This is a genomic window from Pontibacter sp. HJ8, assembly GCF_054824225.1.
Genome location: NZ_JSYF01000219.1, coordinates 1 through 16355, shown reverse-complemented (window position 1 = coordinate 16355; position 16355 = coordinate 1). Strand labels below are relative to the sequence as shown.

The 16355-nt window shown below is 53.5% G+C and carries 15 protein-coding genes; 8 read left to right on the top strand and 7 right to left on the bottom strand.

Annotated elements, in window-relative coordinates; genetic code table 11:
* The first annotated feature begins 17 nt into the window (after positions 1-17).
* The 3 genes from OB13_RS10515 to OB13_RS10505 all read left to right on the top strand — a co-directional run bounded on the left by OB13_RS10515 (position 18) and on the right by OB13_RS10505 (position 2822).
* Positions 18-614, top strand: a complete 597-nt coding sequence (locus OB13_RS10515) for an alpha-ketoglutarate-dependent dioxygenase AlkB family protein (RefSeq protein ID WP_461490122.1) — start codon at positions 18-20, stop codon at positions 612-614.
* A gap of 78 nt (positions 615-692) precedes the next feature.
* Entirely contained in the window at positions 693-2078 is a 1386-nt protein-coding gene (locus OB13_RS10510) for an FAD-dependent oxidoreductase (protein WP_461490121.1), read from the top strand.
* 231 nt (positions 2079-2309) lie between these two features.
* On the top strand, positions 2310-2822 hold the full coding sequence (locus OB13_RS10505; protein ID WP_461490120.1) for a DUF4168 domain-containing protein: 513 nt from the start codon (positions 2310-2312) through the stop codon (positions 2820-2822).
* 57 nt (positions 2823-2879) lie between these two features.
* Here the strand turns inward: OB13_RS10505 and OB13_RS10500 are convergent, their stop codons facing one another.
* A complete protein-coding gene (locus tag OB13_RS10500; RefSeq protein WP_461490119.1) occupies positions 2880-4400 on the bottom strand; it encodes a hypothetical protein in 1521 nt (506 codons plus the stop codon).
* 202 nt (positions 4401-4602) lie between these two features.
* The gene (gene asnS / locus OB13_RS10495) at positions 4603-6042 is read right to left on the bottom strand and encodes an asparagine--tRNA ligase (RefSeq protein ID WP_461490118.1); all 1440 of its coding nucleotides are present in this window, start codon (positions 6040-6042) and stop codon (positions 4603-4605) included.
* A 303-nt stretch (positions 6043-6345) separates the two neighbouring features.
* Here asnS and rpoN point away from each other — a divergent pair, with 303 nt between their 5' ends.
* The 3 genes from rpoN (at position 6346) to OB13_RS10480 (ending at position 9412) form a co-directional block, all read left to right on the top strand.
* Positions 6346-7794: an RNA polymerase factor sigma-54 gene (gene rpoN, locus OB13_RS10490; protein ID WP_461490117.1), complete on the top strand. Its 1449-nt coding sequence runs from the start codon at positions 6346-6348 to the stop codon at positions 7792-7794.
* A 151-nt stretch (positions 7795-7945) separates the two neighbouring features.
* Positions 7946-8566 (top strand): hypothetical protein, encoded by a 621-nt coding sequence (locus OB13_RS10485; RefSeq protein WP_461490116.1) that lies wholly within the window; start codon positions 7946-7948, stop codon positions 8564-8566.
* Between the two features lie 63 nt (positions 8567-8629).
* Positions 8630-9412, top strand: coding sequence for an enoyl-CoA hydratase-related protein (locus OB13_RS10480; RefSeq protein WP_461490115.1), 783 nt, complete (start codon positions 8630-8632; stop codon positions 9410-9412).
* An 85-nt stretch (positions 9413-9497) separates the two neighbouring features.
* Here the strand turns inward: OB13_RS10480 and OB13_RS10475 are convergent, their stop codons facing one another.
* The gene (locus OB13_RS10475; protein WP_461490114.1) at positions 9498-10211 is read right to left on the bottom strand and encodes an ABC transporter ATP-binding protein; all 714 of its coding nucleotides are present in this window, start codon (positions 10209-10211) and stop codon (positions 9498-9500) included.
* A gap of 243 nt (positions 10212-10454) precedes the next feature.
* On the opposite strand from OB13_RS10475, the gene OB13_RS10470 reads away from it, so the two are divergent.
* Entirely contained in the window at positions 10455-11036 is a 582-nt protein-coding gene (locus tag OB13_RS10470) for a DUF4142 domain-containing protein (RefSeq protein ID WP_461490113.1), read from the top strand.
* Positions 11037-11154: 118 nt separating this feature from the next.
* A complete protein-coding gene (locus OB13_RS10465; RefSeq protein WP_461490112.1) occupies positions 11155-11727 on the top strand; it encodes a DUF4142 domain-containing protein in 573 nt (190 codons plus the stop codon).
* A 44-nt stretch (positions 11728-11771) separates the two neighbouring features.
* Here the strand turns inward: OB13_RS10465 and uvrA are convergent, their stop codons facing one another.
* The 4 genes from uvrA to OB13_RS10445 all read right to left on the bottom strand — a co-directional run bounded on the left by uvrA (position 11772) and on the right by OB13_RS10445 (position 16232).
* Positions 11772-14666: an excinuclease ABC subunit UvrA gene (gene uvrA, locus OB13_RS10460; protein ID WP_461490111.1), complete on the bottom strand. Its 2895-nt coding sequence runs from the start codon at positions 14664-14666 to the stop codon at positions 11772-11774.
* 147 nt (positions 14667-14813) lie between these two features.
* Entirely contained in the window at positions 14814-15179 is a 366-nt protein-coding gene (locus OB13_RS10455; protein WP_461490110.1) for a YidH family protein, read from the bottom strand.
* A gap of 172 nt (positions 15180-15351) precedes the next feature.
* Entirely contained in the window at positions 15352-15747 is a 396-nt protein-coding gene (locus tag OB13_RS10450) for a YidH family protein (RefSeq protein WP_461490109.1), read from the bottom strand.
* Positions 15748-15866: 119 nt separating this feature from the next.
* Complete coding sequence (locus OB13_RS10445; protein ID WP_461490108.1) at positions 15867-16232, bottom strand: DUF202 domain-containing protein; 366 nt, start codon at positions 16230-16232, stop codon at positions 15867-15869.
* Between the last annotated feature and the right edge of the window lie 123 nt (positions 16233-16355).

Sequence of the window (16355 nt, the reverse complement as noted above, 5' to 3'; positions counted from 1 at the left end):
AGAAGAGAAGAACAAACATGGAAAGTAAAAAGGAAACGGCCCTGACAAGACTGGATATGCCTGATGCGGAGGTATACTACAACCCAGCGTTTTTTGCGAAAGCCGAAAGCGACCTATACCTGGAAAGGCTGCAACAGGAAGTAGACTGGCAGCAGGAAAGCATCCGGATGTTTGGCAAGCAGCAGCTCCTGCCGCGCCTCACGGCCTGGTACGGCGACAAAGGCTATACCTATTCGGGCCTCTACAACGCGCCCCAGCCCTGGCTGCCGGTGCTGCTGGAGCTCAAAGAGCGGGTAGAACAGGCCACCGGCCACCGGTATAACAGTGTGCTCCTCAACCACTACCGCCACGGGCAGGACAGCATGGGCTGGCACGCCGACGACGAGAAATCACTGGGGCCAGGTATAGCTTCGCTGAGCTTTGGCGGAGAGCGCGGCTTCGCTTTCCGGCATCGCACCCGCCAGGACCTGCCTACCGCGAAGCTGGTGCTGCAGCATGGCAGCCTCTTGCTCATGCAGGGGCCTACGCAGCTGCACTGGCACCACCAGCTGCCCAAGACCAGCCGGGCCATACAACCCCGCATCAACCTGACCTTTCGTACCGTTTTAGCGTAGAGGAATAGCCCGGGCAAGGGTTGCCTTTCCCGAATGTAAACCGTTTCTTTACAGGAACAAGTAGCCTCGCTGGAACAAATGACCGAGAGAAAGAACATCACCATCATGGGAGCCGGACTGGTCGGTTCGCTGTTGTCGCTATACCTGGCCAAGCGGGGCCACAAAGTCGACCTGTACGAGCGGCGTCCGGATATGCGCAAGACCCTGCTGGATGGTGGCCGTTCTATTAACCTGGCGCTCAGCGACCGGGGCTTCCGGGCGCTGCGCGGTATCGGCATAGAAGAGGAGGTGCGCCAGGTGGCTATACCTATGCACGGGCGCATCATGCACGATGAGGAAGGCAGGCTGACGTTTCAGCCCTACGGCAAGGAAGGGCAATTCATCTACTCGGTTTCCAGGGCGGGATTGAATGCCGCCCTCATGGATATCTCGGAGCCGAACCCCGACATCACCTACCACTTCAACCGGCAGCTGCTGGACCTGGATTTGCATCAGAACAAAGCCACCCTGCGCAATCACGAAACCGGAGAAACAGAAAGCCTCGAGGCCGAGTTGTTGTTCGGAGCCGATGGCGCTTTCTCGATGGTGCGCAATGCCATGCAGAAAACGGAGCGCTACAACTACTCCCAGAGCTACCTCGAGTACGGCTACAAAGAGCTGACCATACCTGCGGCGGAAGACGGAAGCTGGCAACTGGAGAAAAACGCCCTGCACATCTGGCCACGCGGCAACTACATGATGATTGCCCTGCCCAACCTGGACGGAAGCTTCACCTGTACCTTGTTCTTCCCCTATGAGGGTCCCCTTTCCTTTGAAAATATCAAAACAGACGATGACCTGCTGGCCTTTTTCCTGCAGGCTTTCCCGGATGTGGTCGCTTTGATGCCTGATCTGGCCCAAGAGTATTTCTCGAACCCTGTCGGCACACTGGTTACCGTCAAGTGCTTCCCCTGGTCTTATAAAGACAAAGCGCTGCTGATCGGAGATGCCTGCCATGCGGTCGTACCGTTCTATGGACAGGGGATGAATGCCGGTTTTGAGGATATTACTGTGCTGGACCAGATGCTCGAAAATTTTGACGGCGACTGGGAGAAGCTCTTTCATGCGTTTGAGCGCAGGCGTAAACCCGACGCCGACGCCATTGCGGACCTGGCGGTGCTGAACTTCATCGAGATGCGCGACAAGGTAGCTGACCCCCGCTTTTTGCTGCGCAAGAAAATCGAATCCAAAATCAACCAGCAGTACCCCGACAAGTGGATCCCGCTCTACTCCATGGTGACCTTCACCGATCTGCCTTACTCCTACGCCCTCGAAACAGGCCGCCTGCAGGACGAGATCATGCAGAAGGTGATGAAGCACATCCACTCCGTAGAAGACTACGAAAAGCCGGAAGTACAGAAGCTACTCGAAAAGCAGCTCATCCAAAAGGAGAGGCTCAAAGGGTATCAGGGGCAGCGGGTATAACACGAACGCAGTATAAACAGACGCCAGTCGAGGTCTGCCCTTGTCAGCGGCAGACAATCAGGGATTTATACTGCTTTCGCCTAATGGCACGTTAGTTGTTAAAAGAAACCAGGTCACACGGCCTTTGCCTGAACAACCATTTTGCCGGATTCAGGTATAGCTTAAGTGACAAATGGAGTAGCTGGCCTACTTTTAACCTAATTTCAACTCAAATTTAATTCCCCGAATTTTATGACGATCCTACATAAACTGAAAGCTACTGCTGTGGCAGGGCTTGTATTAGGCGCTGTTTCGTTTTCAGGTGCTGCCGTGGCGCAGCAAAAGAACCCGCCAAAGCAAAAGGCTACTCCGCCGGCAGCTCAGCAACAACCGCAGGCTATTTCGGATGCCGATCTGCAGCAGTTTGTAGATGCCAGCTCCCGCCTGATGGAACTACAGAAGGCGAATGAGCAAACGATGCTCACCATACTGCAGGAAGAAAAGCTGAGCGTTGAAAAGTTTAACGAACTGGCACAGGCGCAACAACAGCAGAAACTGGAAACGGCCACTGCCACGGCCGAAGAGAAGGCCGCTTTTAACAAAGCGATAGGCCGTATGATGGAAATGCAGCCTACCATTGAGCAGGACATGCGTCAGGCGATCCAGAAAGACGGGATGACCATGGAGCGTTACGAACAGATCATGCTGGCGTATCAGCAGGATACGGCTATCCAGGCCAAAATACAGAAGATGATGGGCTTGTAAAGTGCATCTTCCGGTAAACAAAAAAGGCCTTGCTACCAGTAGCAAGGCCTTTTTTGTTTAGTTCTGCGTAAACTCCAGGATCTTGAAGGTCTTCGAGCGCCTGTCAAAATAACCGTAGTGCAGCTTGTTGCCGTAGCGGTAGAGGGTCTTATAGTCAGGTGTTTGTTTGAGCTCTTCCTCGTATGCCTCAATCTTGTCCTGCACGGTGGCAGCCGTGCTGTCAGAGGCGGCCTTGTTTAAGGTCTCGCGATCCAGCACAGCCCGGAAGTAGGTGCTTATGCCCGGCCCGGTTGGCTCCCCGTTCCTGCTGTAATACGGGTCATAATAATACCTGTTGTAGGGTGACATGCTCGATGCATACGGCAGGGTATAGGCGGGCACCCAGCGTCCTGGCATCATGAACAGGCCACGCGAGGTTTGTATGTAGCGGTCCGGTGTACGTACCATGCGCGTCGGATCGGGGTTGTTGCGGGAGCTTGGGGGCTGGTACGATCCGATGGTCAGCTGCAGGGTGCTGTCGCTGAAGGCATCTACCGTAATGGCCGGTTTGCCACTCGACAGGTTGCGCATCACCTTGGAGGTCTTCTCGATCACGCTGCTGCCGGATGAGAAAAGCGCACTGGCTCCCCGCTGGTGTACCGGCGTTGCCTTGATGTCAATTTCCTGATCTCCGGTATAGTTGTACTCCTTGATGGGCTTCAGCGTGTTGAAGTCATACGCGGTCAGGTTAAACTTGTCTTTGTTCAGCTGTACCCGGAAGAGCATGTCCTGGTGCAGGAAGGAGTTGAAGTGCGGCTCATTTTTGAGTTCCAGCGCCGGCAGCATGCGGTACGTGGTCTGGCCACTTGGCCAGTCCAGGGTCAGGATCTCCGTCGTCGTTTCCTTGCCTTTTCCTTTCAGGGAATACCCGTCGAAGATCATGTAGATCTTGTCGCCCCGCGTATAGATCTTGCTGCGGTGATGGCCGGCAAATACGGTGCGTTCCAGATCCGGATGCACGAAGATCAGTTCGCTTTGCCGTTCGTGCCGAGTGCGGGTGCGCGGCATCTCGGCGGAGGAGAATGTCTTCTTTTCGTAATAGGACTCGTCCAGCTCACGGTACAGATGCAGGTTCTCCTTTTTGTCGGTGAACAGCATGTAGAAGTGGTCGGCATCGGCAAAGGCACCCACAAAAGTCTCCCCTCTGTCTTTCTTGATTGAGGCATCGGGCATGCTTCGGAAAGCGCCTGTGTAGCGGTCAACGGCAAAAGGACGGACATACTCCTTGTTGCCATTCATGAAGCGGCTGTAGAAGATGAACTCATTTTCCGTGACGCGGGTGCCCAGGATCTGCGGCTGCTGACTGAAGCGGTAGGGGATTTCCTGTGCTGCCACCAGCTGGCCGCCAGGGGAGACCAGGTTGAAGTATAGCTTGCCACCCTGGAAGAAGTATAAACAAACGTTGCCATCACCATCCGCCACAGACACCAGGTCCTCAGCACGGCGTATAGGCAGGTCCAGGTTTGCGAACTCCTGCTGGGCGCTTGCCTCAGTGGCAGCAAACCCCAGGAAGAGAAGGGCTAGAATTAACTTTCGCATAGATGTAGAAATAAGGATTTATACCTTTAAGATAGCAAATTTCTAGCCAAAATGTGCATTGCAGAAGGATAACTAGCAGAATAGAAAGCGCCTGACCTGACTTCGCTCCGATATAGCGGCGCCTCAGGTATAGCTTCGAAAACAAAAAGCCCGGCTAAGGTATAGGTATAGCCGGGCTTTCTGAAATAAGGTATAGCTTCTGTTAAAACTCTGCGTTCTTCGGGGTGCGTGGGAATGGGATCACATCGCGTATGTTGCCCATACCTGTTACGAACTGCACCATGCGCTCAAAGCCCAGACCAAAGCCGGCATGCGGACAACCTCCGAAGCGGCGCGTATCCAGGTACCACCACAGCTCTTCTTCTTCGATGCCTACGCTTTTCATACGCTCCACCAGGATGTCGATACGCTCCTCGCGCTGCGAACCGCCCACGATCTCGCCTATACCTGGGGCCAGGATGTCCATGGCAGCCACGGTCTTGCCGTCGTCGTTGAGGCGCATGTAGAAGGCCTTGATATCTTTCGGATAGTCGGTTACGATCACCGGCTTTTTGAAGTGCTTCTCTACCAGGTAACGCTCGTGCTCACTCTGCAGGTCGATGCCCCAACTCACGTCGTACTGGAATTTCTTCTTTTTGTAAGCAGGAGAAGCCAACAGAATCTCGATCGCTTCGGTATAGGTCACGCGCTCAAAGTTGCTGCCCACGACAAATTCCAGCTTTTCGAGCAGCGTCATTTCCTGGCGCTCGTTCTGCGGCTTGGCTTTGTCTTCCTCTGCCAGGCGCTGGCCCAGGAACTCAATGTCTTCGCGGTTGTGCTCCAGGGCGTAGCGGATGATGTATTTGATGAACTCCTCGGCCAGGTCGGCGTTCATTTTGAGGTCGTGGAATGCCATCTCCGGCTCGATCATCCAGAATTCGGCCAGGTGACGCGCCGTGTTGGAGTTCTCGGCCCGGAACGTCGGCCCGAAGGTATAGATGTCGCTGAAGGCCATGGCTGCCAGCTCGCCTTCCAGTTGGCCCGATACGGTCAGGTTGGTGGCTTTGCCGAAGAAGTCCTCCTCGTAGTTGATCTTGCCGTCTTCTGTGCGGGGTAGCTTGTCCAGATTGAAGTTGGTCACATGGAACATCTCGCCGGCACCCTCTGCGTCAGATGCCGTGATGATGGGCGTGTGCATGTAGACGAATCCCTTCTCGTTGAAGAACTTGTGTACGGCAAAAGCCAGGGTGTTGCGTACCCTGAACACCGCCCCGAAGGTATTGGTGCGGAAGCGCAGATGCGCGATCTCGCGCAGGAACTCCAGCGAGTGCGCCTTCTTCTGCAGCGGGTAGGTTTCCGGATCGGCTTTGCCGAGGACTTCGATCGTGTTGGCTACGACTTCAAAAGCCTGGCCCTTGCCCTGCGATGCCACCAGCTCGCCGGTGATGGCAACGGCAGCGCCGGTCGTAACGTCTTTCAACGCCTCATCACTGAACTTCGCTGCATCGGCTACTACCTGCAGGTTGTGGATGGTGGAGCCGTCGTTCACGGCGATAAAATTTACAAACTTGTTGCCGCGCTTGGTGCGTACCCAGCCTTTCAATACTACTTCCTTGCCTACCTCGGCACCGGTCAGCAGGTCTTTTACTTTCGTGCGTTGCATATGTGTGGTTGTTACAGCGTATCCGGATTGAAGTATCAAGATACAAGACTAAATCTATCCTTAACTAGTTATTTATCAGCCGTTCGGAAGCCATAAGAATAGCGGGCAAACCAAACAAGGGCTTTGTTGCGATGGTTGAGCCTACAAAGGTACTCCTAAAAAGTCTTGTGTCTCATGTCCTGCTACTTAAGTCTACCGGAAAATCCCTCAAAGTAACGATATTTTAACCTTTTTTGTAAATGCGAGTAAAATTATCCTAAATTTGAAGGTGCACGAACAGGCACTGAAATCCATATTTCCACTATGCAGCGACTCGATTTAAGGCAACTCTTATCCCAGAAGTTATCGCCGCAGCAGATACAATTTATCAAGCTGCTGCAGATACCTACTGTTGAGCTGGAAGCGCGCATCAAGGAGGAGATGGAGATAAACCCGGCGTTGGAAGAAGGCCGTGAAGAGGCCGACACCGAATACAGCGACACCGAAGGGGATGATTACGAAGGCGAAGAGGAATACGGGAAAGACGACATCGACCTCAACGACTACCTCAACGACGACGAGATAAGCGGCTACAAGATGCAGGGCGATCGCGGCGGAGAGGACGAGGATGACCGTGAAATGCCGATTGCCGTGACCACTTCCCTGACCGATAACCTGATGGACCAGCTGGGCTTCCTGGACCTGGACGACAAGCAATTCAACATCGGCATGCAGCTGATCGGCAGCATCGACAACGATGGCTACATTCGCCGCGAGTTGAGCTCCATTGCCAATGACCTGGCTTTCTCCCAGAACATCGAAACCTCGGAGGAGGAGATTGAGCAGGTGCTGCACATGATCCAGACCTTCGACCCGGCAGGTATAGCAGCCCGCGACCTGCCCGAGTGCCTGCTGCTGCAACTGCACCGCCGTGAGCAGGATGCGACCACAGTATTGGCAGAGCGCATCCTGAGCGAAACCTTCGATGAATTTACCAAAAAGCACTACAGCAAGATTCAGTCTAAGTTCGGGGTGACCGATGAGGAACTGAAAAAAGCCGTTGACGTTATCATTAAACTAAATCCGAAGCCGGGAGGAGCGGGTGCCGGCATGTCGCGGGTGCAGTACATCATCCCGGATTTTATTCTGACCAATGAGAACGGCCAGCTCCAGCTATCGCTGAACTCCCGCAACGCCCCGGACCTGCGCATCAGCCGCTCCTATGCCGACATGTTCGACGCCTATGACAAATCGGACAAAAAGGACAAGAAACTGAAGGAGACGGTCACCTTCGTGAAGCAGAAGCTGGATGCGGCCAAATGGTTCATCGATGCCATCCGCCAGCGTCAGAACACGCTGCTGCGCACCATGGAGTCCATCATCAAGTACCAGCACGAGTTCTTCCAGGAAGGCGATGAAAGCAAGCTGCGGCCGATGATCCTCAAAGACATTGCCGAAGATATCGGGATGGACATCAGTACCGTGAGCCGGGTAGCCAACAGCAAAGCCGTGCAGACCGAGTTCGGGATCTACCCGCTCAAGTATTTCTTCTCCGAAGGTATAGCCACCGACTCGGGCGAGGACGCCAGCAGCCGCGAAGTAAAGCACATCCTGAAAGAGATCATCGACAAAGAAAGCAAGCGCAAACCGCTCTCGGATGAGAAAATAGAGCAGATACTGAACGAGAAAGGCTATAACATTGCCCGCCGTACCGTAGCCAAATACCGCGAACAGCTCAACATACCGGTGGCGCGACTCCGCAAGGAACTTTGATTTGATTGTTAAATTGTTGATGGTTAAATTGTTGAATGGTTAAATTGTTGGGTGTAGGATTTGGGCAAGTATCAACCTGTTCCCTCAACTTCAACTTTTTAACTTCCCAACTTTCTAACTCCTAAACTCTTAAACTCTCTAACTCCTAAACTTGAACCGCTCTCTTGCCAGGCTCTTATCGGTTGTGTTTCACCCGCTGCTGCTGCCTACCTACCTTTTTGCCTTCATCCTTTACTTCCTTCCGGTAGCTTCTATTTCATTGCCCTTGCAGAGCCGTTGGATCGTGCTGAGCATGATCTTCTTCACCACCTTCATCATACCTGGGCTGGGGGCTTTTGCTCTGTTCCGGACGGGCTTTATCGATTCTTATGAGATGGACCGGCGGGAGCAGCGCAGCAAGCCACTGCTGTTTACGGGTATCTGCTATTCGGTAACTGCTTACCTGTTCCACCGGGAGCCTGTCTTCGATCATTTGTTTTACTTTGTGATGGGCATCATTGCCGCCTCGGTGCTGCTGGCCTGGATCGTTTCGTTTTACTGGAAGATCAGTGCCCATGGCATCGGGTTGGGAGGCGTACTGGGTATACTGCTTGCCCTGCACAAAGTGCTGCCCGAGGCAGGACTGCTAACGCCAATTCTGGCTACCATCATCGTTTCCGGGGCAGTGCTTTCAGCTCGGCTTGCCCTGCATGCCCATACGCCGGCACAGGTATATACCGGGTTTGTTGCCGGTCTGCTGCTTGTCCTCACGGCCGCGGGTATCGCCCTCTAGCCGGTTTTTGCACTATAGGCCTATAATCTATACCTTTGGTTCTCTACAAAATAACGACAGACTATGAACTACGAGTGCCTGCTATATGACGTACAGGATGGCATCGCGACCATCACTTTGAATAGACCCGATGTTTTCAACGCTTTCAACGATCAGCAGAGTTACGACCTGCAGGACGCCCTGAAGCAGGTCACCCGTGACGACAGCGTGCGCGTGGTTGTCCTGACCGGAGCAGGCAAGGCGTTCTGCTCCGGTCAGGACCTCAAAGCCATCGCCAACGCCGACAAGCGCGACCTGTCGGAGTCGCTGGAGAAGCGGTATAATCCCATTATCCGGGCTATGCGCAACCTGCCCAAGCCGATCATCTGTAAGCTGAATGGAGTGGCAGCAGGTGCCGGCTGCTCGCTGGCCCTGGCCTGCGACCTGGTCATCGCTTCCACAGCCGCCAGCATGATCGAGGTGTTCGTGAATGTGGGACTGGTGCTGGATTCGGGCTCTTCTTTTTTTCTGCCGCGCGTAGTTGGCTCTCTGAAAGCATTTGAATTAAGCACGTTGGGCTCAAAAGTAAGCGCCGAAGAGGCCTTGCAACTGGGAATGGTGAACCGTGTGGTAGCCCCCGAGGAGCTGGACGCAGCGGTGGCCGAACTGGCCGCACGCTATGCCACGGCCCCGACCAAAGCCATCGGTCTGATGAAAAAGATGCTCAACAAGTCTTTCAACTCCACCCTGGACGAGATGCTGGACTACGAGGCTTACTGCCAGAAGATCGCCGGCAACTCAGCAGACTACAAGGAGGGTGTTACGGCTTTCAATGAGAAGCGCAAACCGCAGTTTAAAGGGGCCTAGGGTACGCCAACCTATACCTACAGAAGCCAAGGCCAGGTGCGCCTGGCTTTTTTTATGGCGCCATGGGAAAGCAGGTAGCGCGCGGTCAGAAAGAATAGCCAATAGCCAAGTTCAATTGCGGCGAGGGGGCTACCGCAATTACGGCGCTTTCGTCGGAGGTAAGTACATGGCCGATGATGTTCTCTTCGATGAGTTCAGCGCCTGAGGTTGCTTTGGCATACTTCAGCCTGCCGCCGATACCGCCCGATATCTCCAAGGTAAAATGCCTGCCTAGCTGAAACTGGTTGCCGATGTGGTAGCTCAGGTCCAGCGTGTTCTGGTACAGCCTTCCTACAAAGCGGTAGTTGGGATCGCTGGGAGGCAGCCCGGCCAGGCCAAACACGTTGCGCTCAAACACAACAAACCGGTAAGCAAACAGCGGCCCGTGGAAAAATCCGAAAGGAGCCCTTTTCTTTTTGGAGGTATAGTAACGCTGGCTCATCCGGATGCCTATACCTAAAACGTCTTTTCCCTCCGGTGACCACCAGTCATCTCCCTTCATGTGACTCTTGTACAGGTAGCTCAGGCCGAACTCATTGCTGATGTTGGAAGTGCGGATCTTCTCATACGAGAGAAAAATCTCCCCGTAATGCAGCGGATGGAGCTTCAGGATCTTGTCATGGTCGCTGTCGATGTTGCGCCGCACGATTCTCTCCTCTGCCTCCTCCTCCGTATTCTGTGCTTTGGCAAAACTTAAGGAAAGAAAAACAAGCAGGAAGGTCAGCCCTGTAATCCGGAACTGTATGCTGAGATCGTTCATGTGGCTCGCATTAGGTAAACATTCGGTTTGCTTCTGGATTATAGCGATTCAGGGGGAGGATGGTTGTGCTATAAGACAGGAATCTAAGCAAGTGTATACGGATGGCGCCACCTGAAGGGAGGCCTATACCTGGGAAAACACAGTTTCTATATAGGGAATACCGATATTATAACTCACTGGCTTGAGGGGCGTATACAAAGCTGTTCGAACTATATTTTATATCATTTAAATGAAACTAAAACTATGAAAAGAATTGCAACCACAGGGCTCATCGCCTGTGCCTTTTTATTTGGCACAGTAGCCTGTAACCAAAGTAAAGACACCACAGACAGCGTTGATCAGGCGCAGGAGCGCAACGAAGACCAGTTTGAAGACACAGCCATGGAAGAAACCAAAGACGAACAGTCTGAATTTATGACAGAGGCTGCAAGCGGCGGTATGATGGAAGTGGAACTGGGTAAGCTGGCGCAGCAGAAAGCCACCAATCCGCAGGTAAAAGAGTTTGGCGGCATGATGGTAAAAGACCATACCGCTGCCAACAAGGAATTGCGTTCGCTGGCCACCAGCAAGAACGTCATGCTGCCGGATAGTATGAGCAGCGATCACATGGACCATGTGCGCGAACTTCGCGACAAAACAGGCGCCGACTTCGATAAATCCTATATGAACCTGATGGTGGAAGACCATGAAGAGGACGTAAAGCTTTTTGAAGATGCCAGCAACAACCTGGAAGATGCCGAAGTAAAAGCCTTTGCCAGCAAGACATTGGCTACGCTGCGTCAGCACCATGAGCGTGCCCAGAAGATCAATAGTGCCCTGAAGTAAAACTTTAGGCTACAGCAGAAGCATGCAGCGCAGGTATAGCGCCTGGCAATGTTCAACCTTGACTTAATAAGCATCTGCAGCGCTGGCTGCAGATGCTTATACTTTAAAAACCAATGTTATGATAAACAGAGTGACTGTTTATGCAGCCTGCGTGCTGCTGGTGTTTGGCAGCGTTGGCTGCAGTGCCAATGATAGCGTAGAGCAGGCCGCTGAGCAAAGTGCGCAGCAGTTTGAAGCGGCTGGCGTGCAGGGTATGGAAAACGATGCCCTCTTTATGGCGGAAGCAGCCAGTGCCAGTATGCTGCAGGTCCAGTTAAGTGAACTGGCCCTGGAAAAAGCTGTTAGCCCGGAAGTGAAGGAAATGGCGCAGCAAATGGCGACCGGCCACCGGGAAATGGGAGAGGACCTGCAGGACATCGCCACGCAGGGAAACTTCGTGTTGCCCACCATGCTGGGGGCCGCTCACCAGAAAGTATACGACCAGGTCAACGCCGAGTCAGGTATAGGGTTTGACCTGAGCTACCTGAAACGTGTGCATGAGGAACATGACCAGCTCCTGAAACGCTACGAAGACATGGCCGAGAGTGCCAAGACCATGGAAGTGAAACAATTTGCCTCCAAGCAGCTGCCGCTCCTGAAGCAGCACCTGCAACGAGCCGAAGCCCTGGAAGACAGGCTGGGAGATATCTAAAAAAAGAGCCGCGGCTGTTAAAGTCGCGGCTCTTTTTATGTTACTTATTCTTCCCCATTCTCCAGGTAGATGCTGGTTTTGAGTTCTTCCTTCAGGAAGCGGGCCGTATAGCCTTTGCCTGCCTTGGCAACTTTTTCCGGCGTGCCGGATGCCACGATCGTGCCACCCCCTTCGCCCCCTTCCGGACCAATGTCGATGATATGATCCGCGATCTTGATCAGGTCGAGGTTGTGCTCGATGATGAGCACGGTGTTGCCTTTGTTGGTTAGCTTATGCAGTACCTCGCTCAGGTGCTCAATGTCCTGGAAGTGCAAACCGGTCGTCGGCTCATCGAGGATGTAGAGGGTCTGGCCCGTATCTTTCTTCGACAGCTCCGTTGCCAGCTTTACACGTTGCGCCTCGCCACCGGATAGGGTAGTCGCCTGTTGCCCCAGCGTGATATAGCCCAGGCCTACTTCGTTCAAGGTCTGGATGCGTCGGAGGATGCGTGGCTGGCTCTCGAAAAAGTCAACAGCCTGTTCCACCGTCATGTCCAGCACGTCGGTGATGCTCTTGCCTTTGAAGCGCACTTCCAGCGTTTCGCGGTTGTAGCGCTTGCCTTTGCATACTTCGCAGGGCACGTAAACATCGGGCAGGAAGTTCATCTCGATGGTGCGCATACCGGCTCCTTCGCAGGCTTCGCAACGGCCACCCTTCACGTTGAATGAGAAACGGCCTGGGGTATAGCCTCTGATTTTCGCCTCCGGCAGCTGCGCAAACAAGGTACGGATATCGGTAAACACGCCGGTATAGGTAGCCGGGTTAGAGCGCGGCGTACGGCCGATCGGCGATTGGTCCACCTCAATGACCTTGTCGATCTTATCCAGTCCTTCTATTTTCTTGTAAGGCAGCGGCTCGCGCTTTGCCCGGAAGAAGTACGTGTTCAGGATAGGGTAGAGCGTATCGTGTATGAGCGAAGACTTGCCACTGCCCGACACGCCTGTTACGCAGATCATCTTGCCCAGCGGCAGCTCCAGCGTCACGTTCTTGAGGTTGTTGCCGGTTGCTCCGATCAGTTTCAGCACTTCGCCGTTACCGGGGCGCTTCACACGTGGCACGGCTATACCCCGGCGGTTGCTCAGGAAGTCGGCAGTGGTCGTACCGGCGTTCATCATCTCTTCCGGTGTGCCGGCCGTCACGACCTGCCCCCCGTGTATACCTGCTCCCGGGCCTATGTCCACGACATAATCCGCGCTCAGGATCATGTCCTTGTCGTGCTCCACCACGATGATGGAGTTGCCCAGGTCCCGGAGGTCTTTCAGGGCATTGATCAGGCGCTCGTTGTCGCGCTGGTGCAGGCCGATACTTGGCTCATCCATGATATACAACACCCCGACCAGCTGCGTGCCAATCTGGGTAGCCAGGCGTATGCGCTGGCTCTCACCCCCCGAAAGCGTGCGTACCGGGCGGTGCAGGCTCAGGTAATCCAGGCCCACATCCAGCAGGAAGCCGATGCGCTTGCGGATCTCCTTGAGCAACTCCCGCGCGATCACGTTCTGGCGCTCACTCAGTCGCTCTTCCAGTCCTTCGAACCAGGCCGCCAGCTTGTTGATGTCAAGGATAGAAAGTTCGCCGATGTTCTTACTGTCGATCTTAAAGTGCAGCGACTCTTTCTTCAGCCGGTAGCCGTGGCACTCGGGGCAGGTGTTGGTCTGCGTGAAGTCCTCCACCCACGAACGGATGTTGTCCGAGTCCGACTCCATCTGGTTTTTGAGGAAGTTGATGATCCCTTCGAACTCGACGGTATAGTTGCCCTTCTTGGTATTGACCTCCAGATCCTCTTCCAGGCCATAAAGCAACACCTTCAGCACATCCTCCGGCAGGTCTTTGATGGGCGTGGATACCGATACTTTGAAGTGCTTGAAAAGCGCCTCGATCTGCTTAAAGATCCAGATGTCGCGGTACTCGCCGAGCGGGGCTATACCTCCGCGACGGATACTCAGGTCCTTGTCAGGTATAACAGACTCTTCGGTGATCTCCTGTATCTCGCCCAAGCCGTTGCACACCGGGCAGGCACCGTACGGAGAGTTAAAGGAGAAAGAGTTCGGAGCCGGATCATCATAGGCTATACCTGTGGCCGGGTCCATGAGGTGGCGTGAGAAGAAGTGCGTTTTGTCGGCATCCGCGTCCAGGATCAGCACGGTGCCCTTGCCATGCGTGAGCGCATTCTGGATGGAACTTGACAAACGGAAGCGATCTTCCTCCTTTACCACGATCTTATCGATCACGATCTCAATGTCGTGGATCTTATACCGGTCCACCTGCATTTTGGGTGCGATCTCTACCAGTTCACCATCCACGCGGGCACGGATAAAGCCCATCTTGCGGATCTGCTGAAAAAGCTCGCGGTAATGGCCTTTGCGGCCTTTTACCACCGGGGCCAGCACCACAATGCGCTTGCTGTCGAAGTTTTCCAGGATGTGGTTGACGATCTGCTCATCGCTCTGGCGCACCATTTTCTCTCCCGTCTCATAGCTGAAGGCCTCAGCCGTACGGGCCCACAGCAGGCGCATGAAGTCGTAGATCTCGGTAATGGTACCCACGGTAGAGCGTGGATTGCGGCTCGTCGTCTTCTGCTCGATGGAGATCACCGGTGACAGTCCCTCGATCTTGTCCACGTCCGGTCGCTCCAGGCCCCCCATAAAGGAGCGGGCGTAGGCCGAGAAGGTCTCCATGTAGCGGCGCTGCCCTTCGGCATAGATCGTGTCGAAGGCCAGCGACGATTTGCCCGAGCCGCTGATGCCCGTGAATACGACCAGCTTGTAGCGGGGCAGCTTAATGGAAATATTTTTGAGATTATGTTCGCGGGCACCGTAAACTTCGATCTGCTGAGCTTCTCCGTTCTGAGAAATAGCAGGGGCGGTGCCTGTTGTAGTTGCTTGCGCTTGATTAAAAGCCATTCAGGAATGCTTGATTTTAAATAGCAAAGGTATAAAATTATCAGCGCTTTGCAGTTGCAGCACGCCAACCTATCTTAACAGCAAATAATGGGAATTGGTTTAGCCCGGGAGAAGTATAATAAGCTATACCTACCCGGCACGGCCTGGCTAAGAAATTTCTTGTTCGAGCAGCGCGGAGTGATGGTGGCTGGTATGGATATACTCTTTTATCTGCCGTTGAATAAGCCTCTGTTTTTTCAGGTACCTGGCAAAACTATAGACAGCCAGAGCAACTCCCAAAACCATCAGAATAAAGCCTGTTACTTCCAGGTATACATGTCGGGAAAGCTTGAGTGCAGCAAAACCACCTCCTATGAGCGCAAGCGCTGTCCGGAGGTAGGCCATCAGGGTGCGTTCGTTGGCAAAAATGGTGCGCTGCACGGCCATCTGGTCCCGTATCTCTGTATTCTTCCTTTCCTGTATCTCCAGCTTCCTCCTTAGTTTTTTTATCTCTTGTTGGTCCGGATCAAGCATAAGGCTTTTTTGTTCAACTATACGGCAGCCAGCTGAAATGGGATCGCTGGCTGGGGGCGCATTTACACTGTTTTCAGCCTCTGTTCAGGACTGGCTCAACTCATCGCGCTACAGGTATAGAAACCATCGTGTTGTTAGGCCACCGGGAGGGTTGGGAAAGGTATGGGTGATATCATAAAAGGCCATCCAGTTCATCCTGATTGTACTGTTTTGTGCTGGCGTGCGCTCTCTCGTGCTCATGACTGGTGGGAGTGTAGCTTTGGTGGTGCCCTTCAATTAGTTTCTGCTTCTGCCTATACCTCATAAAACTATAAATTCCTAAGATGATCCCAAAGGGGATAAGGACTCCCCCGATTATGTGCAGGTATAGGTCATTGGATAGTTTTATAGCCGCAAACCCCCCAACGGATATGGTCATAGCCGTACGCAGATAGGCCATCAGGGTGCGTTCGTTCGCAAAGATGGTGCGCTGTGTGGCCATCTGGTCCCGTATCTCTGCGTTTTTCTTCTCCTGTACCTCCAGCTTTTTCTTAAGCTTCTTTATCTTTTCTTTGTCCGGATCTGGCATAGGGCAGCCTTTAAAAGTTATACGCACATGCTGGGCAAGGGTGGCCTTTGCTTTCAGGATGTTGCAGGCCGGCCTCCATGCTGTAAGGAGTTTGTGCCGGAGCAGGGTAGCAGGTAGGATCAGGCTGTAATATTGGGATCTTGCTTCTCCCGGGCGGCGACTTCAGCGTGTGCCGCACTGGTTGGGGTATACGAGCTGGCATGGCTATCGATTTTGTCCTGCTTTTTGGTGTATTTCCGGTAGCCGATAAAGCCTACTACCAAACCCATGGGGATGAACAAAGCGCCGAACACTTTGTAGAGCGGGTCTTCAAAAAATTTGATAAAGGAGAGCCCGGCAATCACAAGTGCCATGGCGGTGCGGCTATAGGCCAAAAAGGTGCGCTCGTTGGCGAGTTTGGTCCGTTCCATAGCCAGGCTATCCCGGATCTCAACGTTTTGCTTTTCCTGTACCTTCAGCTCCTGCTTGATATCCTTAAGATGCATAGTCACTTATACGAAGCGGCCCTAAAGAAGGTAGCTGCTGTTGCACCCCCGCTTTTATGAAAAATAACAACGCGGCGAAGGAGCGGATAAGACCTGCTCAAGGTGCTACCCTGGAGGTGTTTT

Bases quoted from the DNA above. Each gene is read 5' to 3' on its own strand.
- OB13_RS10515 (WP_461490122.1), top strand. From the start codon at position 18: ATGGAAAGTAAAAAGGAAACGGCCCTGACAAGACTGGATATGCCTGAT.
- OB13_RS10510 (WP_461490121.1), top strand. From the start codon at position 693: ATGACCGAGAGAAAGAACATCACCATCATGGGAGCCGGACTGGTCGGT.
- OB13_RS10505 (WP_461490120.1), top strand. From the start codon at position 2,310: ATGACGATCCTACATAAACTGAAAGCTACTGCTGTGGCAGGGCTTGTA.
- OB13_RS10500 (WP_461490119.1), bottom strand. From the start codon at position 4,400: ATGCGAAAGTTAATTCTAGCCCTTCTCTTCCTGGGGTTTGCTGCCACT.
- asnS (WP_461490118.1), bottom strand. From the start codon at position 6,042: ATGCAACGCACGAAAGTAAAAGACCTGCTGACCGGTGCCGAGGTAGGC.
- rpoN (WP_461490117.1), top strand. From the start codon at position 6,346: ATGCAGCGACTCGATTTAAGGCAACTCTTATCCCAGAAGTTATCGCCG.
- OB13_RS10480 (WP_461490115.1), top strand. From the start codon at position 8,630: ATGAACTACGAGTGCCTGCTATATGACGTACAGGATGGCATCGCGACC.
- OB13_RS10475 (WP_461490114.1), bottom strand. From the start codon at position 10,211: ATGAACGATCTCAGCATACAGTTCCGGATTACAGGGCTGACCTTCCTG.
- OB13_RS10470 (WP_461490113.1), top strand. From the start codon at position 10,455: ATGAAAAGAATTGCAACCACAGGGCTCATCGCCTGTGCCTTTTTATTT.
- OB13_RS10465 (WP_461490112.1), top strand. From the start codon at position 11,155: ATGATAAACAGAGTGACTGTTTATGCAGCCTGCGTGCTGCTGGTGTTT.
- uvrA (WP_461490111.1), bottom strand. From the start codon at position 14,666: ATGGCTTTTAATCAAGCGCAAGCAACTACAACAGGCACCGCCCCTGCT.
- OB13_RS10455 (WP_461490110.1), bottom strand. From the start codon at position 15,179: ATGCTTGATCCGGACCAACAAGAGATAAAAAAACTAAGGAGGAAGCTG.
- OB13_RS10450 (WP_461490109.1), bottom strand. From the start codon at position 15,747: ATGCCAGATCCGGACAAAGAAAAGATAAAGAAGCTTAAGAAAAAGCTG.
- OB13_RS10445 (WP_461490108.1), bottom strand. From the start codon at position 16,232: ATGCATCTTAAGGATATCAAGCAGGAGCTGAAGGTACAGGAAAAGCAA.